Origin of the sequence: Corynebacterium pyruviciproducens ATCC BAA-1742, assembly GCF_000411375.1 — a bacterium.
GTDB lineage: Bacteria > Actinomycetota > Actinomycetes > Mycobacteriales > Mycobacteriaceae > Corynebacterium > Corynebacterium pyruviciproducens.
This window is the reverse complement of record NZ_KE150447.1, coordinates 570,832-596,078: the sequence shown is the minus strand read 5'-3', so window position 1 is coordinate 596,078 and position 25,247 is coordinate 570,832. Positions and strand designations below refer to the sequence as shown.

The window sequence follows — 25,247 nt, the reverse complement described above, 5'->3', positions numbered from 1 at the left end:
TACCACGTCAGTTTTCTCGATAACCATAACTCCGATCTGGTGTAACCCAAAATATGGCATTGGCACGAGTAAGGAGAGTTTTTCGGCCAAGCCCACAAACAATTATGAAGTCACCGAAAGTTGAGAGCTGAGTCACGAGCGTAGCTGTTGCGCGGGGGCATCTAGTAACACCGTGGTGACTATCCAGTAACGCAATGGTGAGTATCGAGTAACACTTTGGGGGAAGATTCTTCTGACCGCGTGACAACAGGGCACGTGGCATAATCAGAGGAGTCCGATCATGACTGATTACCGGGCCGTGATGGATCTTGTCTTACAAGGCTGGTCCGTCCGTCAAATCTGCTCGACTGTGCGATGCTCACACACCACAGTGCAAAAAGCCCGCCACACAATGGCGGCACACCAGATCACAACCGATGAACAACTCGCCGGTATCACCTGTCTTTTCGGGGTAGTTGGTACCGTGTGTCTGGGGTTGCCTACAAGTTGTGGACAGTGGTTTAGGCGGCTTCGGGGGTAACCGCCGGTTTCTTGGTGGGTGGGTCGGTGATCTGGGTTTCGAATTCGACGGGGCTTATCATCCGATACTGGAGTGGCGACGCCGCCGGTTGTAGACTATTTCAATCCACCGGGCGACCGCCTTTTTGGCTTCGCTTCTGGTGGCCCATGTCCTCCGGTCGTAGAATTCCGTTTTCAGGGTGGACCAAAACGACTCACTCATCGCATTATCGAAGCACGCGCCGGTGCGTCCCACCGATTGGGCGACACGAGAGTGTCTAATGGTTTGTGTGTGAGGGATTCACACTCATTGAAGGAGTTAGGCCATTATGTCTACTGTGGCACGTAGAGACCCGGCTGATCAGGCCAAGATTGATGCTTCGGTGTCGATTCGGGGTAGTTGGTACCGTGTGTCCGCGTAGTTGGCGTTACTGGAACACCGGTACCAACAAACCGCATCTGACAGACGCTCGACAGAAATGGCTTTTCACACTCCCAAAATCACGTATTCCCAAGCTTGGAGTAGTTTTATATTAACTAAAACTCATGTAAAAACAAGAGGTAGGAGACTGATCCAAGTTGTTCCGTCATTTTTTCGACGCGCTATTGTCAAAGAAGGATGACAAGCCATTAGATGAAGGCGACGGATTTTTCCGACCCCAACTTAGCAGCGATCGAGATTGGATTTTACCGCCGCGCATAGCGAAGAAGTACGATCGAAACACTTTTAACTATAAGAAGCCATACTTCCCCTCAGGGATCACCGGGCAAGCATACTTTCCTTACCGATGGAGAAAGCTCTCAGATTTCCCCAGAGCTGTCAAAATTGTACCTCAACCAGATAATACAGTAGATTGTCACGCTTTGAAAGTCGTTCACGAGACGAAACAAATTGGTTGGATAAAGGCCGAAATCGCAGCATGGCTGGCGCCTTACGTGTATTTGTTATTGCAGGCGGATAGCGAATGTTTAGTTTATTTGACGGAGCCCAATACAGAGGAATGGGAAATGTCCGGGGGCCATGCCATCCGAGATGTGCAGATCGGCGTGATGATTCTTCCAACGCTAGAGTTTATTTGGAAAGTGTTTCCGCCTCAGCGCATTTGGCGAGAATTAGATATTATTTGGAATAGCTTACCGAGCGATGTCGCAGAGAGAATTCACAAGCTCCACTGGAATCTTGACGAAGAAACAGCAACCGTTTTCAAACAAATAGGCCAAGAAAAAACTAGCTACCCTTTCGCCTTGCCTGCAACTGAGGATTGGATAATTTCAAATTACCTCTGCTGGTACCGGCGGATTGTTTATTCGCTCCAGGATAAACGCAGAAGAGCGGATCGTAATATCAAAATTTGCCAATTGGATAAGGCCGGGCTTCCAAGAAAGGAAATCGCTACTCAAACAGGACTTGCGCGGAGCACTGTTGCCAGCTTCGTGAGAAAGGGACGAGATCCCAAAATTGTGAAGTCATGGATGCAAATAAGAGACTCTATTCCTGCTGAGGAGGATGAGCTCAGAGAATACATTGCAAAAAATCACCAACCCCGCGATCCGCGGTAGACGGGTTGCAAAAAGACGCAGCAACTCGCCGATTGACGCTCAAGTACCGACATTTGGCGGGTAATTGCACGATTCGGTAGTTAAAACTCAGAACCACTAATTACGGCAACAACATAGGAAAAATGTTGTCAACCTCCCCCGTTCACAGAGGAACAGGGGCGAGATTGGCTGGCGGGAGGTGCTACACGAGAGCACCGATGATGTAATCCCACACGGCGGAGGTGACCAGCATGATGATGAATGCTGGAATCATTACTGGGACCGTGCGCTTGACCAGGTCGACAGGCGAGACACCGCCGAGACCCGCGACGGCGATCACGACGCCGGCGATGGGAGACATGGACCGGCCGATGCCGGAGGCGAGCTCCATCGGCTGCGCCAGGAACACGGTGTGAACGCCGAGGGGCTGCGCAATGCCCGGGGTGAGCTCAGAGAACGCGAACCAAGGTGCGTTGCCCGAGCCAGTAAGCACCGCAGCGAGGAAGATGATAAGGGCCATGATGATCATGATCGGCAGGGCACCCATGTTGAGCTTCTGCGCACCACCGACGATGTAATCGATGAACCCGAGCTGTGTAAGACCAGCGGCGAACATTTGACCGCCGACGATGAGGGTCACGATGTTGACGAACTGTCGCCCCATACCGTCGAAGAACACCGACATGGCCTGCGAACCACGCTCAAAGGAGCGGTAGCGGATCATCTCACACACCACGGCCAGCAGGCCGGAGATGATCATGGCCGTGGCCACGTTCATTTTGATGGTGGTGATAACGAACGGCGAGAACACGATGAGCAGCACCAGCGGGGTGAACGGCAACAGTGCGTAGAACTTGGGCACCGGCTTCACCTCGACTGCCTCGGTTGCTACAGCACCCTCAGCCTGGGCTGCGCTCGCGCCACCCTTGGCATCCGCGCGGTTCTTATCCATGCCGGCAAGTTCCTGGCGAATATCGTCCCAATCGGCGTTGTCAGGAGTCGTGCCCGCTTTGCGGTCCATGTGGCGCTGGACGAAGTAGTGCAGGACGCAGACCGAGGCGACAACGACGACGGCGACGGGGAGCTGGTAGTGGATGAAGTATTCCTGCACCGACATCTCCGAGATCCGGGCGGCCATGTTGGCGTTGGACGAAGCCGGGCCCAAGTCCAGGCACGACCCCGTCGCGATGACGCCAGTGGCGGACAGCCGGGAAATGCCCAGGGAGCGCAGCAGCGGGTAGACGGTCACCATGAGCAGCATGGCCAGGCCGGCCGCCGAGGGAATGATGAGGCAGAGGCACTGCGCCAGAATGTACGTGCAGGCGAGGACCAAATAGGGCTTGTTAATCTTGGCCAGGGGTTTGGTGGCGATGTTGACCAACGCCTCAGACGCACCGACCTTCTCCATGACCAGCGAGAAGCCGCCGACAGCCATGATGATGAGGCCGAGCTCGGCACCGAGGTGGCCGAAAGTGGCCCGGATCTGATCGAAGACATCGAGGAGGGCGCTGCCTGTAGACTTGTCCTCGGCCATGAGGGGTTTCATGGACAGGGGGATGGCGCACAGGAGCATGAACAGCCCGGAGAAGATGAGCACCGTTTGCGGGTGGTACCGGTGGAAAATGAGGTAGGCAACTACCGCGATTGTTGCTAGTGACAGCAGAAAACCGAACATTAGAATTCCATTCAGTGTTGTGGCGGTCGCCTCAGCGGGGAGGCGACCGCGAGGGACTTACTTGCTCGGCATGTACGCCATAGCAGTTGCGGTGAACACCTTGACGCCCTTGACGAGCACCGACTCATCGACGGAGAAGTCGACTGAGTGCAGGCCCACCTTCGAGGGGGTGAAGAACAGCATGAGGGAGGCCTTGCCGCCGTTTTCCTGGACTCGCTTCATCATGTAGGAGTAGTCCTCGGAGGCGGTCATTTCTTCCCACTGCGGGTTCTTCGGACGAATTCCTACAGCCTCGCCGGCCTTGGCGATCTCGTCCATGAGCTCCGGATCGGACTCGAGGGAAATTGCCTCGCCCATCTTTTCCATGGTGAAGTCGCACTCGTACATCTCCGCGGCCGCCTTCACGACGGTGCGGGCGCGATCGGCCATGTACTGGTTGATCTCGGTGTTTTCGCCGCGCACCTCCATCTCAAAGTGGGCGTGCTCGGCCACAATGTTGCGGGTATCGCCGGCCTGAAGCTTGCCGACGGAGACGCGTGTGGAGCCGCCGGAGTGGCGGGAAATGGCGTACAAGTTGAGCACCGCCGTGCAGGCCGCGAGCAGCGCGTTCTTGCCCTTCTCCGGCGCGCCCGAGGCGTGGGCGGCGAGCCCCTTGAAATCAACGTCAAACTTGGAGGTAGCGAGCGCTCCGCCGGAGCCCGGCGCGAAATCGAATTCCTCGAAAGCATGGGGCCACACGTGCTGGCCAAGCATGATATCCACGTCGTCGACGTGTCCTGCTTCGACCATGGCCTGCGCGCCCCGGACGCCCTCTTCTGCCGGCTGGAACAGGATCTTTAGGGTGCCGGACCACTGGTCCTTGAGCGCGGCCATGGCCTTGGCCACGCCGAGCCCCATGGTGATGTGGGCATCGTGGCCGCAGGCGTGCATCGACGCGGGGTGCTTGGAGGTGAAGCCGTGGTCGGCGGGGAAATGCCCCTCCGCCGTGGTCTCGTTGAGAGGGAGGCAATCAATATCGAAGCGCATGCCGATGACGGGACCCTCGCCGTTCCTCATGATCGCGACGGCGCCGGTATGGCCGCCTGCGATCGACTTGACGAACTCCGCATCGGCGCCTTCCTCGATCGCTCGGGCGATAGCCGCCTTGTCATCCTCCTCGGAGGGCAAACCCATGCGCGCATCTTCCTTGCACGCATCCTTGCCGGTAAGCACTTCATAGCCCGCCTCACGAAGTTCGGATACGATAAGGGAAGTAGTGCGGTACTCGAGGAAGCCGAGCTCCGGGTGCATGTGAAAATCGCGACGGGATTTCACAAGCTGCTCCTTCAGACCATCGACGTAATTCACGACGTTCTGTGCAGTTTCTTCTTTCAATTCAGGCATGTAATCCATTCCTTATTTGAATCCAATGAAAACGCAGACTGCCAAAGGGCTTGTGATGTGAGCACTGAAAACACCCGAAAAAAATTCGAAAGATGTATAACACACAATTCGCCAAACGCGGTCTTGCGTTGCGGAACTTACGAAAAGCAATCGCACACTCAGCATTGTTGGAGCGGAAAGACAGGTTCGCCCGCAAAGACGGCCGCTAATCGGCGCTGGGCTAAGCACTATCATCTCTGGTCCCGTGTGAATGCTTCCGTGTTGAAGTTTAGGAACACCAAAAACTGACATTCCTCTATGCCTCCTAGACATCGCCTCGTACTTAGCGACTCCGCGTTGCCGGCTCGCTTTGAGACTTCGACTAGTTATTTCGATTGCAAAATTTATACTACTCGTCTGAAGTCTTAAATCCAGTCGAAAGCAAATACCAAATTATTTTTATTATCAATAATATACGGCTCTGACCATTCGGGTACAAATTGCCTCCACCTATCATTAACCCGCCACTCAAAACTCTCATAAATCCTCAACAAGGGGCGATAAAAGGCGTGTTCCCATCCAAACTCACCCCGAAACTACGTCTCTGGCCTAAAATGGTGAACATAGGTCTGACGTTCACAATCAGGCCCCGCCAAAACAGGAAGGCAAAACGTATGAGCAAGACTCTCGAAAACGCATCCGATATTGAACTCCAGGCCATCATTGAGCAGGAGAAGGCTTCAAGTCGCCCAGGTAGTGAATTCACGGGGCTAAGCCTTCCCCATGTCATTCATGAGCTTGCCAAGAGGCTCGTAGGCAAACTGACCGATACCAACATCTCATGCGTCATTTCTTGCGAATCAGAAAGTGACGTACTGAGTTACGAAATTGCACGTCAGCTCGACGCACGTGGCGTTCGCATGTGGGAAGACCTTGGCCGTTTCTACTGTGACCACGAATTCAAAGCAGATGACAGGGCTCTCCTTGTCATCGTTGATTCCGATCGCGATGTTCTCGTCGATGCTGCTAAGACAATCACTTCTAACACCGGCGCCAACCTCGTAGCCTTAATTACTCTCGACTCATCAATCTCACGTGACGACATTCCACAGGTGAGTTTCCCCTTCGCTTCATAGGCCACACCACCACACATACCCCGCGACTCAGATGTACACGCAACCGCCAGTACATCTGAGTTCTAGTCATGTCTGTCAAGACCCGGTTCAGTGAATAGCGTAGGACCCCTTTCCTCCCCATGGGGGCAAAGGCCAACTAAAGCGGTAAAGCAAATTAACCCGTTACTATCTATTTTCTTCTGTCCTTATTCGCATACTCCTATATTTCAACCAATCGGGCAGAACCGGCTAAGCAAAACAGTTCACATAGTCATCGGACAACGATGCATAGTAATAGCTACGGACCGTTGCACTTAATTCATCTCGAAATGCTCCATGCTCTGAAGCGTTCTTGCCCTGACCTTGACCAATTGGGATCTGGCCCCAACCCTAGTTTCATCTTTTGTTAAACACCTCTTGTCGGATGCGGTTTGTTGGTACCGGTGTTCCAGTAACGCGGTGTTATGTGTCATTACCTTTTGCACGCTTGATGTCATGACATTGTGCACAGTTTCATGAACTATTTTTGCTGTGTGTCGGACACAATCGGATAATGAGTAAGGCAATTCCTCCGGCGATTCGCCGGAAAATTATTGAGTTCGACCCTTTCGACGGTCACGGTCTGTCTATCACCGCGTTTTGCGAGCAGTTGAAGATCTCCCGCCGCACGTTCTACAACATTCGTGCCCGATACGATGAGGAAGCAGGTTGGAGTATATCGGCAAGCTACCGGCTGTGATCGTGCCGGATAACGCGTCAACCGCAACATATAAACCGAGGAGGGATTCCTCGTACAGGATGGTTACCGACCGGTATGCCGATTTTGGTTCCTACTATGACATCACAATTGTGCCGACCAGGCCAGGAAGACCGAGGGATAAAGCAGCAGTAGAACGCGCTGTGTCCATCGCCTATAAAAGGATTCTGGGGTACTTCGACGGGGAGGTTTTCCACAGTTTGGAAGACCTTAATGAGCGATCACTACCCGGGTGGAAGACATCAACACCGTGATGACACGGGCTGATGGCACTACCATAAGGCAGAGGTTTGATCTGGAGGAAAACCAGTGATGCGTAATCTTCCAGCGACGCCTTTTACCCAAGTGGTGTGGAAACGGTTGAAGGTGGACCGCAACTGGCATGTCACCTGCGACTACCAGTACTACTCAGTGCCGTACACCCTGATCGGGAAAACACTTGTTGCTCGTGTCACCCCACAGGTTGTCTCCCTTTTTGATGGGGATCTACTGGTGGCAGAACACACACGTCTAACGGGGTTTAAATACCGGTATTCCACCGATCCGCAACACAGTCCTCATGGCCAAGACACCACCCACAAGGCCTTAACCCGTGATGAGCTTATTCGTTGGGCATCATCGTTTGGACCTGCAACTCAACAGGTGGTGGAGATGATTCTTGCCCGTAACAGTGCGGCGATTCCACGCGGGTTGATCCAGGCCCGTAATGTGCTTGCCAACCTGGGCAAAAAACACCACAAGGCCACCCTGGAACCAGCATGCCAGCAAGTCCTGGATAAAAAGCTTGTCCCCACCTTCAGTGTGATCAAAAGGATCCAAACAGATATCGCCCACACAACCATCCCAGAGGGTGCGTCCGCACGAAACAAGGATACTGGCCGAGCCACAGACCACATGCGCACGAAAGCGGTGGCAATCACCCCTGACCTTCACGATGCGGTGTTCATCCGCCCCGTAGACCACTACAAGGAGAAGTAAAAACCATGACAACCCTCAACGTCGACAACGCTTTTGCTGTTGATGAAAACAAGAGAAAAAGAATGAGAAGCCTTAGGGTATCCACCTTCGGTGACATCTTCTTCAAACTGGCAACAGAGGACACCTACGCCGATGCTCTCCCCGAGGACGTGTTCCTCGCAGCAGTCGATGAAGCCTTCGAACAACTCCGCCAACCCAACATTGGCAAAGCCATAGACCGTGCAGGCTTTCGCTACCCGGATGCCACCCTTGCCGAGATCATCCGACCGCAAGAGCGAGGCATCAACATGCGCCAACTGAAACGCCTCGCTGCCACCAACTGGCGGGAAACCCCCACCAACCTGCACATCTTCGCACCCACAGGCACAGGAAAAACCTACCTCGCCTGCGCAATCGGTGTAGCTGCCTGCCACAACGAATACACCGTGGCCTACTACCGATTGGATCAACTCGTCGATACGCTTGCGGTCTTCTCACCCACCGACGAGAAATACCTGGACACGATGAAAAAATTGAAAAACGTCGACGTGCTCATCATCGACGATTTCCTCACCATAGGTATCAACCAGCGCGGACAAGAAGACCTAACCAAGATCATATTCGACCGCGACGGCAGACTACCGACCATCGTCTCCTCCCAATCCACAGCCGCCTACTGGCTACAAGCCCTCCCAGACCGTGTCGGCGCCGACTCACTAGTCAGCCGCCTCAACAACGGCCACCGCATCCAACTAGGTGACTACGACATCCGCCAAGCACTGACACCACCCGAACCCCAATAACAAAAACCAAGGGGGCAGCCCAAAAACTGCCCCTACCAACAACCCGGAAACCACCCCTACCAACTCTCCAGAAAGTCCCTACCAACTAACCGCATCTGACAGCCTCTACGATATCGACGATGATTTCTTTGAGGATGATCTAGCGTAAGGGATATCAGCCATCTCGAAATCCCAGCTAATACAAAAGGCTGCCCCACCTTCTAGAGGTGGGGCAGCCTCAGTGACCTCGAGCAGAGAAGCATTCTGCAGGTGCTAACAAGCACGGAACCAATCTGTTGCTGTTAAGACACGATCCAATTTTTGAAAGGAAAATTTACAGCTGTCTTTCTTGTCAAGGTCATCACCAGGAAAGACCAATTTTTCAACGGTTGATTCCAATGTTAGACAGGAAAATCCAAATCTTCAGCTAGAGAGTACGAGTACTGCGTACCACGCCGCGTTACTGAATCCGAAGCGTAGAAGGTGGCTCGCTTCAGAGAATCTCGAAGGGTAAATCCTGCATCCAGGGACTGTGCGAAGCAACCAATAAAGGCATCGCCTGCTCCAGTCGTATCCAGGGCCTCAACTTCGTGGGCAGGTAGATCGAATACTCCGTCTTTGTTCAGGCAAATTACGCCGCGGCAGCCGAGCGTTACGATAACGTTCCTCATGCCTTTTTCAACCAACGATTGCGCTGCGATGCGGATTTGGTCGATGGAGTCCACGGGCATTCCGGTGATTAAGCCGAGCTCGCTCTCGTTGGGTAGGAAGTACTCGCATTTGAGAATCTTCTCAATGTCGAGATTGGGGCTAGCTGGTGCAGGATTCAGGATTACAGGAATCCCGAGCTCTTCTGCCAACTCGATGGTGAAGTACACCGTCTCCAGCGGGATCTCCAACTGCATCACGATCAAACTGCATTTTGCCAAATCGTCCTTGGCAGCTTCTACATCTTTAGGAGAGAGGTGAGCATTTGCGCCCTGGACGATGAGGATCGAGTTTTGCGAACTCTTTTCCACGAAAATTGGTGCAACACCGCTCGTGGCTTCAGTATCCAATACATACTTCGTGGAAATCCCGTTGGCAGCGAAGTTTTCCTTCGTGTGCGTAGCGAAATTATCGTTACCTACGCGTGTCACCATGAGGACATCGGCCCCCATACGTGCTGCTGCAACGGCCTGGTTAGCACCCTTTCCACCGCAACCCATCTGGAAATCAGGAGCCTCAACGGTTTCGCCCGGCTTAGGCATGCGGTCGACGTAGGTTATTAGATCGACCATATTGGATCCGACAACTGCAATCATTTCTTAGCTCCTTTTGCCTGTACGAACATGGAAGTTACGTGTCTCTCCGGCCTTCAACTCGATCATCGTTCCAGCCTTACGAGCTGCCGCAGCTCCTTCTGGACGGGAAGTGCCGGGGATCAGGAACGCGCAAACCTTTTGATCCGCGTTATGTAGAATCCAGCGTGTACCGACATTGAAATCTTTAGACGGGAATTCAATGAAGTAATCCCCCATTGTGACGGAGACTTCCTCACCGTATTGAGGCAAATTATCCGCGAACCAAACGATCTCTGGATCATAGTGGGTAGCTTTCGAAAGCTCTTCGACCTTCGGATTTGTAATCAAACCATCGAGCATCTCGCGCCACTCATCTGTTGGATGCACGTGATCAGGAATCGAGCTCCTTACAGTGAAAGCACTATCAGGCAAGCTACCACCGAATTTTGCGCCATCTTCGTACAAGTAGTTCATGTGGCACATGTACTGCAGAGGCATCGGCTGATATTTGCTGAGGTTAGTAACCTCCATATCGATATCGAAGAAACTCTCCCCAGCGTGCAGACGTACAACAGGCTTGGCCTCGTAGTGATCGCCAAATCCCTTGGTGTACTCGTACCTTCCACTGATCGCGATAGTGTCTTCAGAGACCTCGATCCACGCTTCCCCGAACGGTGCGCAGGAGAATTCCCCGTGGAGAGGATGGGTATCTTCAGGTCCCGGGCATCCAGCGGATAGGAGCCCCGAGTGGAAAGCAAAGCACCCGTACGTGTCGGTGATTTCAGTGGCAGGCTGAGGATACGTGAACATATTCTCCATCCGGAGCGATTTTCCATCGACCTCCACATTCCAGAGAATTTGCCCCATAAATGGAAGAACCTCTACTGTGACTCTGTCAGAACTCAGTTTTACGGATTCAATCCCGGTTGGATATGTCCAGCCTCGGACCTCAAACTTATCCGACTCGAGGAGGACGGTCTCGCTCCGTGGAAAATTTTCGCGGGCCAGATTAATTTTGGTTACCATGTCGATTCTCCTTTAAACCAACACCCTGTACCGCTTGGACTTCTGGTACAGAGAGACAAAGTGAATTAGAACTGCGGCGAAGCAAACGAGGCTGACAGAGAAAGCGATCTGCATGGATCCTGTCATATCCGAGACCAAACCTTGAAGTAGTGGAATTACCGCTCCACCGATGATTGACATCACAATGACAGCTCCACCTGTTTCCGTGTGACGCTTATCTTCAATTGCGTCCAAGGTGCGGGAGTAAATTGTTGCCCAGCAAGGCCCAAACAGCCCAGAGGTGACAACTGCGGCCCAGACGGCGGTCATGTTCGGAACAAACATGACGTACAGCAGGCTAATACAACCTAGTACTGAGTACCCTACGATCACGAGGTTCGGATCAAACTTAGACATCAAGATGTTTGCAATAAATTTGCCGATGAAGAACGCGATGAAAGAGAAGATCATAAATGTACTCGCGCTACGCTCGTTCAAGTTGTGGTCAAGTTCCAGTGCAAGGCGGATAGTGAAGGACCACACTGCAGTTTGCATACCGACGTAAAGGAACTGTACGAGAATTCCTTGCAGGAAACGACGGTTGTTGAGGAGATACCTAAGAGTTTCGCCAATAGTAGCATTGGCCTGTTCGCTGAGATTTTGAAGAGGTTTGCACGCCGGCATTTCGGTCAGTGCCACAACAGTGAGCAGCACCACCAGAATCAAAATGAGGTACTGATACGGTTGCAGAGTCCGCTGCAACATTTGCTCTCCAAAGGTGACTCGCTCTTCTGGAGCCATTGCAGCCATCTGCTGCTTTAGTGCACCTCCCTCGGTGAATACGAGGTATTTCCCAAGGAGAATGCCCGTGATCGAGCCGATTGGGTAGAACGTTTGGGAAATGTTGAGACGAAGCGTTGAACTCTTTTTGGGCCCAAGCATCGTTGAGTAGGTGTTACATGAGGTTTCCAGGAAACTCAGGCCAATAGCGAGAGCGAACAGTGCCACGAGGAATACACTGTAGGTTGCCATGTGGGAGGCCGGGAAAAACAAGGTACATCCGAGGATGTAGACTGCGAGGCCGATCATGACACCGACTTTGTATGAGGTCTTCTTGATTACTCTCGAGGCGGGAATGGCGATGAGAAAATACCCACCATAGAAAGCTGATTGAACAAACGCGGAAGCAAAATCCGAAAGAGTAAAGATCGACTTAAACTGCGTGATGAGGATATCGTTCAAGCTGGCCGCTGCTCCCCACATCGGGAAGCAAACTGAAATCAATATGAATTGAAACCATGGAATCCGATCGAGATATCCATCTTCCTCTTGTTTAGCAGGGTTTACAATCGGTGCTTTCATAGCAGTTTAGCTCCATTTGACGTCCCGATTCGGGTGGCTCCCGCATCAACCATGTCCTGGAACTGTTCCGGTGTACGAATGCCGCCGGCGGCTTTGACTCCCATTTCTTGCCCAACAGTCTCACGCATGAGTCGGACGTCTTCTGCCTTAGCTCCGCTCGCTCCAAAACCAGTGGAGGTTTTTACAAAGTCAGCTCCGGCTTCCTTCGCGGCTAAGCACGCGTGCTTGATCTGCTCATTGTCGAGGTAGCAATTTTCGAGGATTACTTTGACGATCGTGGATTCCGAAACGGCCTCCACAACTTCGCGGACATCATTTTCAACGAAGTTCCAGTCGCCATCCAAAGCCGCTCCGATGTTAATCACCATATCGACTTCATCTGCACCATCTTTCACAGCCGTCTTCGCCTCAAAGGCTTTCACCTCTGACGTGTTGGCTCCCAGTGGGAACCCGACAACGGTACAAACTTTTACGTCGGATTCTTTGAGCAGTTCCGCTGCATGGGCAACCCATGTTGGGTTAATACAAACAGAGGCAAAGTTGTGCTCGATTGCCTGGTTTACAAGGGTGTCAATTTCCTTCTCGGTCGCGGTGGCTGCGAGCAACGTGTGATCGATGTACTTGGATTTCTCCATCACATACCTTTCCATTTGTGAATTCGTCTGATTACAAATGTTATGGATCGGCGACACGAAAGGCAAGAGCTTTTTTTACATTTGTTATGTGAGGTTCAACACAGCCTGGGCGGTAACTTGATCAACGACGAGATGAGTTGCCATTCCGCAGCTCAGAGCTGTTTCTAAAATCTCAACTTTCGCCAAACCAGTTGCAACGAGAAGCCGAACAGGGAACGTACGAACCGCATCCAGGGGCACCCCAACGGTGCGTTCGTCAACTTCTGGACAACAGATTTTCCCCTCTCTGTCGACCCAATGAGAGCAAATATGCCCGACGCTTTCCCGTAAAATCTTTTCCTGCTCATCTTTAGAATAGTTACCGGAGCTAAATAGATTCGACCCCTTTCGAGCTGCGCCGACCGTGAACACACCAATGTCTACGTTTGCACCCTGTTCGCAGATCGACGAAATGAAAGGCTCTTCCAAAACGAGACGTTTCACCTGCGCACTCTTAAACACCGCCGGTAAAGGAAGTACAATCGCTTCCGCGTTAAATGCAGTTCGGTAAAAATTGATTGTCCCCCAATCACTTTCCCCCGAATTAGATAAACTAATTCCGCCTTTAAGCTGAATAACTTTCACACCGACTCGGTCGAGAATGGCCAGATTCTTTCCAACGCTTCCAATCGTTCGACCACCCGTGATACCAATTGAATCACCATCTTTGACTAGCTCTGAAAGGACTTCTGCTGCTGTTTTACAAACGCTTTCTAATACGTTTCCACCGTTTTCCCATACGACCATGGCCTCCTTAAGGCCGTATCTGAGCTCAAGTTCCCTACTTAACGCTTTACCCATCTTTCGCGGATCTTTTATTTCGATCCTGGCGAACCCTTCCGTGCGGGATAGCGATAGTAGTTTTGAAACCGTAGGGCGTGAAATTCCAAACGCCTTGGCTATTCGGGCTTGTGACCAACCCTCTAAGTAGTAAAGTTTGGCAGCGTCGATCGCCAATATTTCACGCTTATTCATCTTGGTGACACTCCTCACGGTAGTTTTCAAGAACTAGCAAACTGTAACCGACAGTTGTTAAACACCTGAAATAAGAACAACCGAATACTTTCGCTGGATTTAGGCATGCGCTACATTTTGAGAACTTCGACAGTTCTTACCACTAGTGCTCTATCTTTATTTGTCGTACTTTTACCGTTTCACAGTATCGCTAACTCAGGAAGCACTAGCTACAGCATTGAGCACATAATCTATTAATCACACACCTGATAGTTGTGGTTTAGCATTTCATATCATTCAACTAGTGAGGTCTTTTCCGGTAGAAAACAATTCAAAATTTTATTTTGACCATTAGATGAGAAAATCGAGAGAACCGACCACGATCGAGGCTCCAGAAAAGCACCTTCACAATGGTTGAATCTTATAATAATTCGGTTTCAACACCTGCCATGAACATCATGTCCACTCCTAAAAGGGACGACTTCCGTTCAGCAGCTTTTCCGCTTACCCTCTTAATATTTCAATCTTCCTAATTATACGGATCTACCCCTCTTTTAATTAGCATTACACGGGTATTCAACCCCAACGAATAGGGGTCTCCCCATGGAACGAGCCCTGATTTGGGCCGCCATCATTGCCCTGGTGCTGAACCTGATTTTCACGCGTGATCCAGTGTGGCTTACGTGGATTCCTCTGGTCGCAATACTCGCCTTTGAGGCCATCCGCCTATACAAGGACAGCAAATCCCCCGCAAGCACCGAAAAGTGGAACGGCAAGCCTGTCTCAAGGGAGCAGCTCGAGGAGGCCAAGGCACCACGGGAAGAGAACCCCGGGATGACGATTCCCGAGGCCCTCAACAAAACGTCTGGTCAGTGACCGCAGCGCACTACCCCAGCCGCTTCACCGCATCAACCACCAAGTCCCAGAACCTCGGCGCGTCGAGCTTCGTGGCCACCTGGGTGTGGCAATCGGCAGGGGCCGGGGCGCGGAAATCCGCGACCGTCATGCCGGTGGTCAGTGCCCCGGTGAGCTCCACATCAACAGGCACCTTCTGGGTCTGCACGATGGACGGATCGATGAGGTAGGCGATGGTGCAGGGATCGTGGACCGGCGGGTCGTCGAAGCCCTGGGCGTCCTGGTAGTTCTTGCGGAAGGCGGCGAAGAGGGCGACGACGAAATCCGCAAGATCCGTGCCCAGGGCGGTGAACTTCTCCTCCACCTCGGGGGTAGCAAGCGCCTGGTGGGTAAGGTCCAAACCCACCATCGTAACGGGCCACGCCTCGTTGAACACGATGTGGGCGGCCTCCGGGTCGATCTTGATGTTGAACTCGGCAACAGCAGACCAGTTGCCCACGTGGTAGCCGCCACCCATGAGGACGACCTCTTTCACGCGCTCAACGATGCGCGGCTCAAGGCGGGCTGCCAAAGCAATGTTGGTCAGCGGCCCGGTGGGAACGAGCGTCACCGTGCCGGGCTCCTCGCACATGACAGTATCGATGATGAACTGCACGGCGTGGTCGGGCTGCACATCCACCCGGGGTTCGGGCAGCTCATAGCCGTGGATTTCCATGCCGGTATCGCCGTGGATGTCCTCGGCCACCTCCACCGGACGCACGAGTGGGCGGGTCGCACCGGCGTAGAGGGGGACGTCGAGAAGCTTGGAGATGGTGAGGACCTGCCGGGCGTTGAGGGTGACCTTGTCCAGGGTCTGGTTGCCACCGACCGTCGTGACACCGAGCAGTTCGATGTCGGGGTTGCCGGCGGCCAGGAGGATGGCGACGGCGTCATCGTGGCCGGGGTCGCAGTCGAGAATGATCTTGTGCATGGGGGAACCTTTCTACGCAACCTGCGCTGCGAGCGTATCGGAGATTGTTTCTGGACGGGGGATGAGGAATGAGGTGGCCAGGGCGCACACCAGGAGGATCGCGCCGGTGACCATGCCGGCGATGTATCCACCGCCGTTATCGGCGAAGATGGTGGCGACGGCGAAGAGGATGGCGAACGACACGCCCGCGCCGAGGTTGAACGCGCCGGCGTTCATGCCCGGCAGGTAGCCCTGGTTATCTGCGGGCGAGAGAACGATGCCGAGGCCGTTGAGCATGATGTTGGCGATGCCCGCGTAGGTGATGCCGACGAAGAGCGAGATGACGAGCAACCCCGCGCGCGTGGGGTGACCGGCGATGACGATGGCGCCGATGACACCGATGAGCGTGCCGGCGATGCCCACCTGGAGGACGTTCTTGTAGCCAAACTTGGCGGCGAGCATCCCGGCGATCGGCCCGAAGGCGAGGCCTGCCAGGGCGTACGGGGTGAGCGTCCACCAGGAAACGGTGCTCGCGGAGATCCCCGGGCCGTTGGTGGCATCCTGGGCCAGGTTGGGGACGAGCCCGTTCATGATGGCGAACACGCCCGTCATGGTGAGCAGTGTGGTGAGGAGGAGCGCCCACGTGCGACGCTGCTTCATATACTCCACCGTCACCAACGGGTGCTTCACCTTCTGCTCAATCTTCCAGAACACAATCACACCGATCGCACCGATGACGATGAGGGCGACGACGAGGAGCCAGTTGGCGGCCTCGATCTTGCCGGCCTCGTTAAACGCGGTGAGGAGCGCGCCGATGGCGATGGCCAGTGGCGCCACGCCCTTCCAGTCCATGGGGAACGTCTCCTCCGCGGTGGACTCCAAGGTGGCGAGCCGCACGGTGACGACAGCAATGACGCACAGGACCGCCATGACCCAGAAGATCGAACGGAACCCGAAGTGGCCCGCCAGCCACCCGCCGGCGAGCGCATCCACGCCGCCGATGCCGCCGTTAACCGAGGTAATGATGCCAAGCAGGAGGGCGTACTGCTTCTCGTTGGCCACCTGCTGGCGCAGCATGATAAGGCACAGCGGCACCGTGGGGCCCGCCACGCCCTGGATCACGCGCCCTAAGAACAACACGGTGACGTTGGGGGCGAACGCCGCCACCAGGCAGCCAAGGCCCGTCACCGCCATCATGCCGATGAGCACCTTCCGCCTGCCGATGAGGTCGCCCCAGCGGGGCAGGAACAGGGAAAACAGGGCCGCCGCGGTGAAGAACGCCGTCTGCGTGAGCCCGATCTGCGCGGAGGTGGCGTCAAGTTCCTTCTCCATCGTGGCAAGCGCCGGCGACAGCATGGACGCGTTCAGCTGGAACGCGAACACTGCCGTGAGAAGCGCCGCCATGAGGGGGACGACGTTTTTCGTCCCGGGGATGTTTGTGGGTGGTGTGGGGGTCTGTGATGACATGGGGCACCACTCCTTTCTTGATATTTATTGGTCTTGTGGTGGGTTGCTAGCAAGCAGTACGTCGAAATCCTGCCGGCGCTGCGTGTAGCCCTGCGCGCCCGGCGCGGAGCACGCGGCGGTGGCGGCGGCGATGCCGTACGAGGCGGCGCGGGTGAGATCGGCGCCCTCGGCAAGCAGGGCCACGGTCGCCCCCACGAAGGCATCGCCGGCGCCGGTGGTATCGGCGACGTCGCAGTTCATGGCGGGTATGTGAGTCGTCTCGCCTCCGGCCGCGATGTAGGCTCCGGCGGGGCCGGCGGTGAGTATCGTCGACAAGCCAAAACGGCGGTGGATGGCGCCGGCGAGCGCCGTCTCAGGCTCCGGCGCTGTGGGTGTGGAACCGAGGAGTGTGGCGGCCTCCGTCTCGTTGACGATGAGGAGGTCGACGTGCGCGAGGAGGGAGGTGTCGGCGGTGGCGGGCGCGAGGTTGAGGACCGTGGTCGCGCCCTTCTCCTTGGCGAGCGCGAGGGCGTGCCCCGTCACGGGATCGGGGATCTCGCGCTGGCAGACGACGACGTCGGCGCTGGTGAGGCTCTCGAGCGCTTCGGTCACGTGCTCGGTTGTGATGGTGGCATTGGCGCCGGCAATGAGGACGATGGCGTTGTCGCCGTCCTTGCTGATCTGGATCATGGCCTGACCGGTGGGCGTTCCGGGCTCATCGCCCGGACCCGTTTGGCTGGTAAGGAAGTCACGGTGGAGGTTCTCCTCCCCCGCGATCGCCTCGGTGATGGTCATGGCGGCGCCGTCGCTACCGAGGTTGCCCACCATCCATGTGCTCGCGCCCGCGCGCGCTGCGGCCACCGCCTGGTTGAGCCCCTTGCCGCCGACGGCCTCCTTCGAGCTTGTGGAGGAGATGGTCTCGCCCGCTCTCACGAACGCGTCGACGTAGAGGAACCTGTCCAGGTTCGCGCTGCCGACGACGAACACCCTGCCCTTACTCATTGTTTGTGCTCCTTATTGTTGTTTTTTGTTGTGTCCCCCACCCGGAGCCTCCCAGGCAGGTAGATCTGTTGCTTGTTACGTTTCCTGTTCGTCCCGGTTTCCTCGATCTCCTGTATCAGCTTGTCGACGGCCATCCGTGCGAGCTTCTCCTGCGGCTGCACGAGCGTGGTGATCCGGGGGTACAGGGTGGTGGCCGAGGTAATGCCGTCGAAGCCGGCGACCATCGTGTTCAGGTTGTGTTCCTGCAGGCGGCTGACGATGCCCGCAGCCATGAGATCGTTGCACGCGAAGATGGCATCCGGAAGATGGGCCTGGTCGAGCGCATCGACGAAATCGATGCCAGCCTGGGAGGTGAAATCGCCTTCCTGCTCGGTGACGGTCGCGCCGTGGACAGCCTGGTAAAAGCCAGCTCTCCGCTCCTGGGCGGCGGGGATCGATAGCGGGCCCGTGAGCAGGCCAAACGTGGTCGCTCCCCGCGTGAGGAGGTGTTCGGCGACGGTTCTCGCGCCCTGGACGTTGTCGACGCTGACGAACGTGGCGTGGGCACCCGGCAGCGGCCGGTCGATGCACACCATGGGGATTGTTGTTTTCGGCGGGGTGGCCTTCGGCCACGACGAGCTGGCCAGGATGATCCCATCGACCGCGCCGCCACTTTGCAGGTTGTGGAGGCACTCGGGGAGGCTGTGATCCCCCGCGATGAGCACACCGAAGCCACGCTCACGGGCGGCTCGCTCGATGTGGAGGAGCAGCTCGAAGAAGAACTGGTTTTCAAACCCCGGAAGCACCACGCCGATCTGCTTGGTTTGTTGCGTCCGCAGGGCTCGCGCCATCCGGTTGGGGTGGTAGTTGAGCTCGTCCATGGCCTGCTGCACCTTGGCTTTGGTGGCGGGCGCGACGGCGCTTGTGCCCGAGAGGAAGCGGGAAACGGTGGCGGTGGAGACGCCTGCCTTGAGGGCGACGTCGGCTAGCGTGGCCGTTGTTACCATGGTGCGCCTCCTTAGCTGACCTCAATGTAAACGATTACATGGCTGAGCGTAGCGCGAATTGTTCGTTCTCCTAAGCAATTGCCAAATGTTGCATTTTTCACTAGCCCCGCCTGGTACCCCCTCCGGGAGAGGTGCGTGGTGAGAAACTTTGTGCCGAAAATTTCGGCACCAAGTTGGGGGCGTTTTTGCGTTTGCCCAGTTGGTCAGGTTTGCTACCAGAATTTTGGTGTCGCTTTTTTCGGTTTAGGGTGGAAACTAGTGCGCGGTGGCGCGCGTCTTTATGGCGGCGGATTGCGTCGATACCTAAAGTTTAGGGCGCGATGCAGCCGCGGAAAGGCGTTTTGCCTGGTGGTCAGGTTTGCTACATGTGCATCGCGGCCGAAACTTTAGGGCCGCGGGTGAATTGCCGGGTGGTTGGTGGGATGAGGCGTGAGGAGGGCGTCGAAAAGCGAAGAAAGGGGTGAGATACAGCACAACCGTTGAGTTAGAGGCGAGGGGGGCATAGCGTTGAATGCAGGACCTCAAGTTAGAAAGAAAGCAATGGCCAACAAACTCCTCGCCCTCGCAGTAACCGCAACGCTCGCCATGGGGGTGAGCGCGTGCAGCCCTAGCCCCGATCCCGAGCAGGAGGCCAGCGACCGTACGGTGACGCTTGCTCTGTCCACAGAAAAGAACCCGTTCTTCCTGCAGGTGCGCTACGGCGCGCAGGCCAAGGCCAACGAACTGGGACTGGACCTCAACGTGGTGGATGCCGGAGATGACCCGGCGGTGCAGGAAAGGCAGCTGGCGGAGGCTGAGGCTCAGTCGAAGGTGGTCATCGTCAACCCGACGGATTCGGATGAGGTGAGGGGGAGCGTCGAAAAGCTCAATGAAAAGGGGGTACCCGTCATCACGCTCGACCGAGCGGTGAACGGCGGCGAGGTTGCCGCGCACATCAGCTCCGACAACGTGGAGGGCGGGCGGGAAGCCGCGGGTGAGCTCGCCAAATCGATCCGCGAGCAGGGCGAAGTAATCGTACTGACGGGGCTTGAGGGGTCCAGCTCGTCCGAGGACAGGCTCGCCGGGTTCCAGGAGAAGATCGCGAGCTACCCCAAGATCCGCGTGGTGGCCGTGGAGGCGGCGGACTTTGAGCGCTCGACCGCGCGGGAGGTTGTGCAACAGCTCTTGGCGGCGCACCCTGACGTGGCCGGGATTTTTGCGGAAAACGACGAGATGGCGCTGGGGGCCGTGGAAGCGCTTGGCGAGCGCGCGGGGAAGGACGTCAAGGTCATCGGCTTCGACGGCACCGAGGAAGGCGTCCGCGCGGTGAAGAACCGCCAGCTCATCGCCACCGTCGCGCAGCTTTCCTCCGAGCTCGGGGCGCGGGCTGTGGAGGAGGCCGGGACCATCCTGGACGGCGGCACGCCTGACAAGGAGATTGCCACCAACGTGGTGGTGGTCACCCGCGACAACATTGAGAAGTACCGGCCGCTGTAGAGGCTTGGTCTTGGACAGGAAAATTCATTCCGCCGCCAGCTGGAGTTCACCTGAACGTCACTTTGCGGATCTAACGTAACCTCCCGGGTGAGCTATGTAGCTAACCCCTCTTAGTTAGCTTCACGCCCTGTGTGGGGTGAATACGGAAGGAAACGCAATGTCCAACCAAACTCAGACGTTGCCGGACGTGGATATCACGACGGGGACGACGAAGACGGATTGGCGCTGGCACCTCTGTTTCGGCGGGCTCACCGCCGTGGCCCTGGTGTGGACGATCATGTGGGGCTTTGACTACGTCAGCGCCGACGCCAACAAGGTGATTCTCATCACCGCCATCATTTTCGCGCTCTTCATGGCGTTCAACATCGGTGGTAACGACGTAGCAAACTCGTTTGGCACCTCGGTGGGTGCTGGCACACTCTCACTCAAACAAGCACTGCTGGTGGCCTCTATTTTCGAGGTTTCCGGCGCGCTGCTTGCCGGCGGGGAGGTGACCGCTACCGTCCGCTCCGGGATTGTGGACCTCAGCGCCATCAACGGCCTGGACGCGATGGAATTTGTGTACATCATGATGTCTGCGCTGCTGGGCGCCGCCATCTGGCTTTTGGTAGCCACCCGCATGGGCTGGCCCGTATCTACCACCCACTCCATCGTCGGCGGCATCGTCGGCGCTGCCCTGACCGTTGGTTTTAGCACCCACAAGGGTGGATGGAGCATGGTGCAGTGGGACGAGATTGGCAAGATCGCCATCTCCTGGGTGCTCTCCCCCGTCCTCGGCGGTATCTGCGCATACCTCCTGTTCAAGTGGGTGAAAACCTCCATCCTGGTGTACAACGAGCACGCCGATCAGGAGCTGCGCGAGATTAAGACGCGTCGCGCCGAACTCCGCCAGGCACACAAGACCAGGTTCGCCCGCCTCGATGAGCTCCAGCAGATTTCCTACACCAACGCCATGGCGCGCGACGCGGCACTTGTGGCCGAGGAGGACTACGACCCCGAGCTGCTGGAATCCGAATACTACAAAGAGCTGTACAAGATCAACGCCAAGCGCGATCAACTTGAGGCGCACAAGGCCCTGGAAAACTGGGTGCCGCTGCTGGCCGCCTTTGGTGCCATCATCATCACCGCGATGATGCTGTTCAAGGGCCTGAAGCACACCCCGATTGACTTCTCCAGCCTGCAGAAGATCCTCATCATGGGCATGGTGGGCGCTGTGGTGTGGATGGCCGTGTTTATCTTTGCCAAGTCACTGAAGAAGAAGTCCCTGTCTACCGCCACATTCCTTCTGTTCAGCTGGATGCAGGTGTTTACCGCCTCTGCGTTCGCCTTCTCTCACGGCTCCAACGACATTGCTAACGCCATCGGACCGTTTGTTGCCGTCCTCGATGTGCTCAAGACCGGCGAAATCAACGACGAGGCCGAGGTCCCCATCGCCGTCATGATGGCCATGGGCATCGGCCTCATCTCCGGCCTGTGGTTTATCGGCCGCTACGTGATTAAGACCGTCGGCTCCGGACTCACCCAGATGCACCCCTCCTCCGGGTTCACCGCTGAGCTCTCCGCCGCCGCCGTGGTCATGGGGTCCTCGCTTCTGGGCCTGCCCGTGAGCTCCACACACATCCTCATCGGCGCCGTGCTCGGCGTGGGCATGGTGAACAAGGCTGCCAACTGGAACCTCATGAAGCCCATCGCCACCGCGTGGGTTGTCACGCTTCCCGCAGCCGCCGTCATCGGCGCGGTGACCGTGTCCATCCTGCGGGTGCTGTTCTAAGACGCGGGGCGCCCCGCTTTTGGTGGAGACAAGAGCCGATACAGGGGGCTGTAGCAAACCTGACATGTACACGGCGTGTACATGTCGAGGAAACGTGTCGAAATTAGGGGGTCGATTTCGACATGTCACATTTGCTACGTGGCGTGAGCTGGGTGTGGCGTGGCGAGCGGGAGGGAGGAGCAGAGGGCGAGAGGGGCCGTCGACAAGCTAAAATTACCGGAAAGCGAAAGGAAAGCGATGACAAAAGCCCGCACACTCTCCGCCATCATGATGTGAGCATCGATGCTCACCGCCTGCTCGGGCGAGGGCGACCAAGCGAACATGGACCCGGTCACGCTGTACACCACGGTCACCCAAGAAGCGCCTGAGGCCCACACCCCCGATCCGACACCCCAGCCAGACAGCAACCCCACAAACAACGAGTACGGAACAGACGACGCCGGCACAGCCTATGCCAACGCCATCGCCCAGGTTCCGGACTGGAACGGGTACGGATGGGAGCCACTCGACATCGACGGATACGACCCGTGCGCGGCACTCTCGTGGCAATTCGTAATGCTTGAACGAGGCTTCGCCTCTTCGCCGCACCACATCCTACTTTTCCACTACGGCGAATACCTGGGCACTGCGACCCTGGTGCCGTACGGCTTCGCCGCCGACATCACGCGCGTCAGCGACGACGAGATCGCCGTCACCTACCACTACATGAAGGAAGGGGAATCCCTCGCGTTCAACTCAGGTACAACCGAAGCGAGTTTCCGCTGGGACGAAGCACAACAAAAGGTTCTCATGAGCGGAGAGGTGCCGCCCCAGAGGTAGGGGCCGGGCTCCGCGCGTTGCGGCGCCGGTTTTGCGGGGTTTTTGTGACAGGTTTGCCATTGGGTGGGGGATCGCTGACAGGCATATTAGAACATCTGTTCTTATGGTGGGCAGGCAACGGGAGGTGAGGTTAATACCTTTGCGTGTGTAAGACAGGTTGACGAAAGGTAGACGGCCATGATGGTTCCAATGGTGCTGGATTACGCGGCGAAAGCCGAGGCAAAATCCGTGTTCATCGCGATATCCGTGGACGGGATGTGCACGGTGACGGAGTGTTCGCCACAGCGATTTAGACGCTTGGCGGTTGAGAGTTTCATCGAGCTCGTGGGCGAGCACGCGGGCGACGAACTGGTGGTGTACAGCTCGATTTGCGAAATTGGTGCCCTGGTGAAGGCGTACCCGGCGTTGTTTGGGACGGTTCACATGTGCTCGACGGTAGGCGGAGTGTTGGCCGCCGACTTTGAGGCGGCGCGGGCGGCCTGCCGGAAGGCCATCGAACCCCCGGAGCGGGCCTGCGTGGTAGTAGCCACCGATGCCTCCATGCGGGATCGTTCGCACCGGGCGGGGATCTCGTTAGTCTCCAGCAACGGGCTGGTCAAGGCGCGTGCCACGAGCGTGAAGAACATTCACGACGCCGAGCTGTGGGCCATCGACTACGCGCTCGACGCCTGGGTGGGCGAGACTAAGCAGCTGCACATCCTCACCGATTCACGGTACGCGTACCAGGACTTGAGCTCGCCCACGCTGGCCGGGCACCTCAGCGACACGACGCGGCTTCCGCTGCGCCGCTGCGCCTGGAACCTGTACCGCGCCTACGGGCACACCGACGTGCACATCCACTGGGTGCGCGGCCACAACGGGCACCCGCTCAACGAGCTTGCCGACGAGGTGGCCATGTTCACACGCAGGAACGACAGCTGGGGCCTGGGCGAGACCCAGGCGGCGATGCTGGAACGCGCCAGGGCGGCGTGCGCTCAGCTGGTGGACGGGTCAGCCGCTGAGGACTTCGTCCCCGCCGTGAGCGGGCCCGATGCGTGGGTGAGTGTCACATGCGCGGCGTAACGGCTGTGGCGCTGCGGCTGCGGGCGAATGGCCGTAGAATATCCGGTACAAGGAGCGGCACTCATGAATAACTACACCTACGTGGACGAATCCGGCAGGCACATGGGAGGCCGCTGGCGCACTGTGGCGATCGCACTGGGCGTGATCATCGCGCTCACACTCGCCGGAATCCTCGCCTGGCTCATGACGCATCGCTCACACGACGTGGTGGCCGAGCCGACGACTGTGACCTCTTCTAACACGGCCTCTTCCGTGGCGACGAGTTCTGAGGCGACTACGAGCACCGAGGCGCAGGACGCTCCCGCCGAGTACACCATGGACGAGAAGTGTGGCAACCAGGCACAAGCAGTGCTGAGCAATTACACCAGCCCCGCCCAGCTGTACTGCGACGGAAACTGGATGTACGCGGGCGACTACCCCTCCGACCACCAAAGCCTCTACTACTGGACGGAGGCCGGCTGGAAAAGTTACGACACAGACGGCACAACCGGCATCGCCGATTACCCCTGCTACAAACCCACAAGCCTGAAAGCCCATGGTATTCCCGACCGGCTCACGTCGATGCTGACTGTGTGCGAGCCCGAAAGCTCCGGCACCGCGGACGACGAGTTCGCCTGGTTGGGACCCGGCATCCAGTGCGACGGACGCTACATCCTCATCGTGGAATCAGTGCTCGTCGAGCCGGGAGAAAATCTCTTTGATAAGGCGGCGGCCGGGCAACAGAAATGGCCCGGTTCCTCCGTCACCTCCGGTAGCGCCTGCTCCTCGATGCGCAGCACGGTGGACGGCAAAGACGTGTACGCCATCTACTACGACGCAGGCCACAGCGTGGACAAGGTGTGCGCCCTCAAGGCCAAGTACGGTGGCAACGCGCGCTCGATGAACAACGCCGGGGACTTCTCTGATCCCTGTTAGAGG

Annotated in this window: 23 protein-coding genes and 1 pseudogene; 12 read left to right on the top strand and 12 right to left on the bottom strand. The window is 56.6% G+C overall.

From position 1 onward, the window contains the following. The first annotated feature begins 280 nt into the window (after positions 1-280). Positions 281-520 (top strand): helix-turn-helix domain-containing protein, encoded by a 240-nt coding sequence (locus HMPREF1219_RS13435; RefSeq protein ID WP_016458611.1) that lies wholly within the window; start codon positions 281-283, stop codon positions 518-520. Here HMPREF1219_RS13435 and HMPREF1219_RS12600 read toward each other — a convergent pair. Beyond that, positions 501-760 (bottom strand): annotated as a pseudogene (locus HMPREF1219_RS12600) (integrase core domain-containing protein); the annotation flags it as partial. The gene HMPREF1219_RS13435 and the pseudogene HMPREF1219_RS12600 sit on opposite strands and share 20 nt — an antisense overlap. 317 nt (positions 761-1,077) lie before the next feature. On the opposite strand from HMPREF1219_RS12600, the gene HMPREF1219_RS09030 reads away from it, so the two are divergent. Beyond that, a complete protein-coding gene (locus HMPREF1219_RS09030) occupies positions 1,078-2,058 on the top strand; it encodes an HIRAN domain-containing protein (RefSeq protein ID WP_016458609.1) in 981 nt (326 codons plus the stop codon). Positions 2,059-2,239: 181 nt separating this feature from the next. Here HMPREF1219_RS09030 and dcuC read toward each other — a convergent pair whose 3' ends face one another. Both dcuC and HMPREF1219_RS09020 read right to left on the bottom strand, forming a co-directional pair. Continuing rightward, the gene (gene dcuC / locus HMPREF1219_RS09025) at positions 2,240-3,712 is read right to left on the bottom strand and encodes a C4-dicarboxylate transporter DcuC (RefSeq protein WP_016458608.1); all 1,473 of its coding nucleotides are present in this window, start codon (positions 3,710-3,712) and stop codon (positions 2,240-2,242) included. Positions 3,713-3,769: 57 nt separating this feature from the next. Then, a complete protein-coding gene (locus HMPREF1219_RS09020; RefSeq protein WP_016458607.1) occupies positions 3,770-5,095 on the bottom strand; it encodes an amidohydrolase in 1,326 nt (441 codons plus the stop codon). Positions 5,096-5,748: 653 nt separating this feature from the next. Between HMPREF1219_RS09020 and HMPREF1219_RS09015 the strand changes: the two genes are divergently transcribed. From HMPREF1219_RS09015 to HMPREF1219_RS09005, 4 genes are all read left to right on the top strand, one after another. Next, positions 5,749-6,210, top strand: a complete 462-nt coding sequence (locus HMPREF1219_RS09015) for a hypothetical protein (RefSeq protein WP_016458606.1) — start codon at positions 5,749-5,751, stop codon at positions 6,208-6,210. 532 nt (positions 6,211-6,742) lie between these two features. Continuing rightward, positions 6,743-6,928 (top strand): helix-turn-helix domain-containing protein, encoded by a 186-nt coding sequence (locus HMPREF1219_RS12595; protein ID WP_016458605.1) that lies wholly within the window; start codon positions 6,743-6,745, stop codon positions 6,926-6,928. 330 nt (positions 6,929-7,258) lie between these two features. Then, on the top strand, positions 7,259-7,924 hold the full coding sequence (locus HMPREF1219_RS12860; protein WP_016458604.1) for a Mu transposase domain-containing protein: 666 nt from the start codon (positions 7,259-7,261) through the stop codon (positions 7,922-7,924). A 5-nt stretch (positions 7,925-7,929) separates the two neighbouring features. After that, positions 7,930-8,706, top strand: coding sequence for an ATP-binding protein (locus HMPREF1219_RS09005; RefSeq protein WP_016458603.1), 777 nt, complete (start codon positions 7,930-7,932; stop codon positions 8,704-8,706). Positions 8,707-9,086: 380 nt separating this feature from the next. Here the strand turns inward: HMPREF1219_RS09005 and rbsK are convergent, their stop codons facing one another. From rbsK to HMPREF1219_RS08980, 5 genes are all read right to left on the bottom strand, one after another. Beyond that, on the bottom strand, positions 9,087-9,989 hold the full coding sequence (gene rbsK, locus HMPREF1219_RS09000; RefSeq protein ID WP_016458602.1) for a ribokinase: 903 nt from the start codon (positions 9,987-9,989) through the stop codon (positions 9,087-9,089). A gap of 3 nt (positions 9,990-9,992) precedes the next feature. Continuing rightward, a complete protein-coding gene (locus HMPREF1219_RS08995) occupies positions 9,993-10,994 on the bottom strand; it encodes a DUF4432 family protein (protein WP_016458601.1) in 1,002 nt (333 codons plus the stop codon). A gap of 12 nt (positions 10,995-11,006) precedes the next feature. After that, positions 11,007-12,335 (bottom strand): L-fucose:H+ symporter permease, encoded by a 1,329-nt coding sequence (fucP, locus tag HMPREF1219_RS08990; RefSeq protein ID WP_016458600.1) that lies wholly within the window; start codon positions 12,333-12,335, stop codon positions 11,007-11,009. Next, the gene (gene deoC, locus HMPREF1219_RS08985; RefSeq protein ID WP_016458599.1) at positions 12,332-12,970 is read right to left on the bottom strand and encodes a deoxyribose-phosphate aldolase; all 639 of its coding nucleotides are present in this window, start codon (positions 12,968-12,970) and stop codon (positions 12,332-12,334) included. Before deoC ends, fucP begins: the two co-directional genes overlap by 4 nt. A gap of 84 nt (positions 12,971-13,054) precedes the next feature. Further along, complete coding sequence (locus HMPREF1219_RS08980; RefSeq protein WP_016458598.1) at positions 13,055-13,984, bottom strand: sugar-binding transcriptional regulator; 930 nt, start codon at positions 13,982-13,984, stop codon at positions 13,055-13,057. 582 nt (positions 13,985-14,566) lie between these two features. On the opposite strand from HMPREF1219_RS08980, the gene HMPREF1219_RS08975 reads away from it, so the two are divergent. Beyond that, the gene (locus tag HMPREF1219_RS08975) at positions 14,567-14,839 is read left to right on the top strand and encodes a hypothetical protein (protein ID WP_016458597.1); all 273 of its coding nucleotides are present in this window, start codon (positions 14,567-14,569) and stop codon (positions 14,837-14,839) included. Positions 14,840-14,849: 10 nt separating this feature from the next. On the opposite strand, the gene uriH is transcribed toward HMPREF1219_RS08975, so the two are convergent. From uriH to HMPREF1219_RS08955, 4 genes are read right to left on the bottom strand one after another with little or no spacing between them, the layout of a single operon-like run. After that, the gene (gene uriH / locus HMPREF1219_RS08970; protein WP_016458596.1) at positions 14,850-15,788 is read right to left on the bottom strand and encodes a uridine-preferring nucleoside hydrolase UriH; all 939 of its coding nucleotides are present in this window, start codon (positions 15,786-15,788) and stop codon (positions 14,850-14,852) included. 12 nt (positions 15,789-15,800) lie between these two features. Beyond that, positions 15,801-17,234, bottom strand: coding sequence for a uridine transporter UriT (uriT, locus tag HMPREF1219_RS08965; RefSeq protein ID WP_016458595.1), 1,434 nt, complete (start codon positions 17,232-17,234; stop codon positions 15,801-15,803). A gap of 24 nt (positions 17,235-17,258) precedes the next feature. After that, positions 17,259-18,215, bottom strand: coding sequence for a ribokinase (locus HMPREF1219_RS08960; RefSeq protein WP_016458594.1), 957 nt, complete (start codon positions 18,213-18,215; stop codon positions 17,259-17,261). Further along, positions 18,212-19,201, bottom strand: a complete 990-nt coding sequence (locus HMPREF1219_RS08955) for a LacI family DNA-binding transcriptional regulator (RefSeq protein WP_016458593.1) — start codon at positions 19,199-19,201, stop codon at positions 18,212-18,214. The genes HMPREF1219_RS08960 and HMPREF1219_RS08955 overlap by 4 nt, the downstream gene beginning before the upstream one ends. Positions 19,202-19,741: 540 nt before the next feature. Between HMPREF1219_RS08955 and HMPREF1219_RS08950 the strand changes: the two genes are divergently transcribed. The 5 genes from HMPREF1219_RS08950 (at position 19,742) to HMPREF1219_RS08930 (ending at position 25,244) form a co-directional block, all read left to right on the top strand. After that, entirely contained in the window at positions 19,742-20,677 is a 936-nt protein-coding gene (locus HMPREF1219_RS08950; protein ID WP_016458592.1) for a D-ribose ABC transporter substrate-binding protein, read from the top strand. Between the two features lie 157 nt (positions 20,678-20,834). After that, the gene (locus HMPREF1219_RS08945; RefSeq protein WP_016458591.1) at positions 20,835-22,448 is read left to right on the top strand and encodes an inorganic phosphate transporter; all 1,614 of its coding nucleotides are present in this window, start codon (positions 20,835-20,837) and stop codon (positions 22,446-22,448) included. A 282-nt stretch (positions 22,449-22,730) separates the two neighbouring features. Then, positions 22,731-23,267: an LppP/LprE family lipoprotein gene (locus HMPREF1219_RS08940; RefSeq protein ID WP_016458590.1), complete on the top strand. Its 537-nt coding sequence runs from the start codon at positions 22,731-22,733 to the stop codon at positions 23,265-23,267. 177 nt (positions 23,268-23,444) lie between these two features. Further along, positions 23,445-24,329 (top strand): RNase H family protein, encoded by an 885-nt coding sequence (locus tag HMPREF1219_RS12285; protein WP_016458589.1) that lies wholly within the window; start codon positions 23,445-23,447, stop codon positions 24,327-24,329. A gap of 63 nt (positions 24,330-24,392) precedes the next feature. Beyond that, entirely contained in the window at positions 24,393-25,244 is an 852-nt protein-coding gene (locus HMPREF1219_RS08930) for a hypothetical protein (RefSeq protein WP_016458588.1), read from the top strand. Positions 25,245-25,247: the final 3 nt, after the last annotated feature.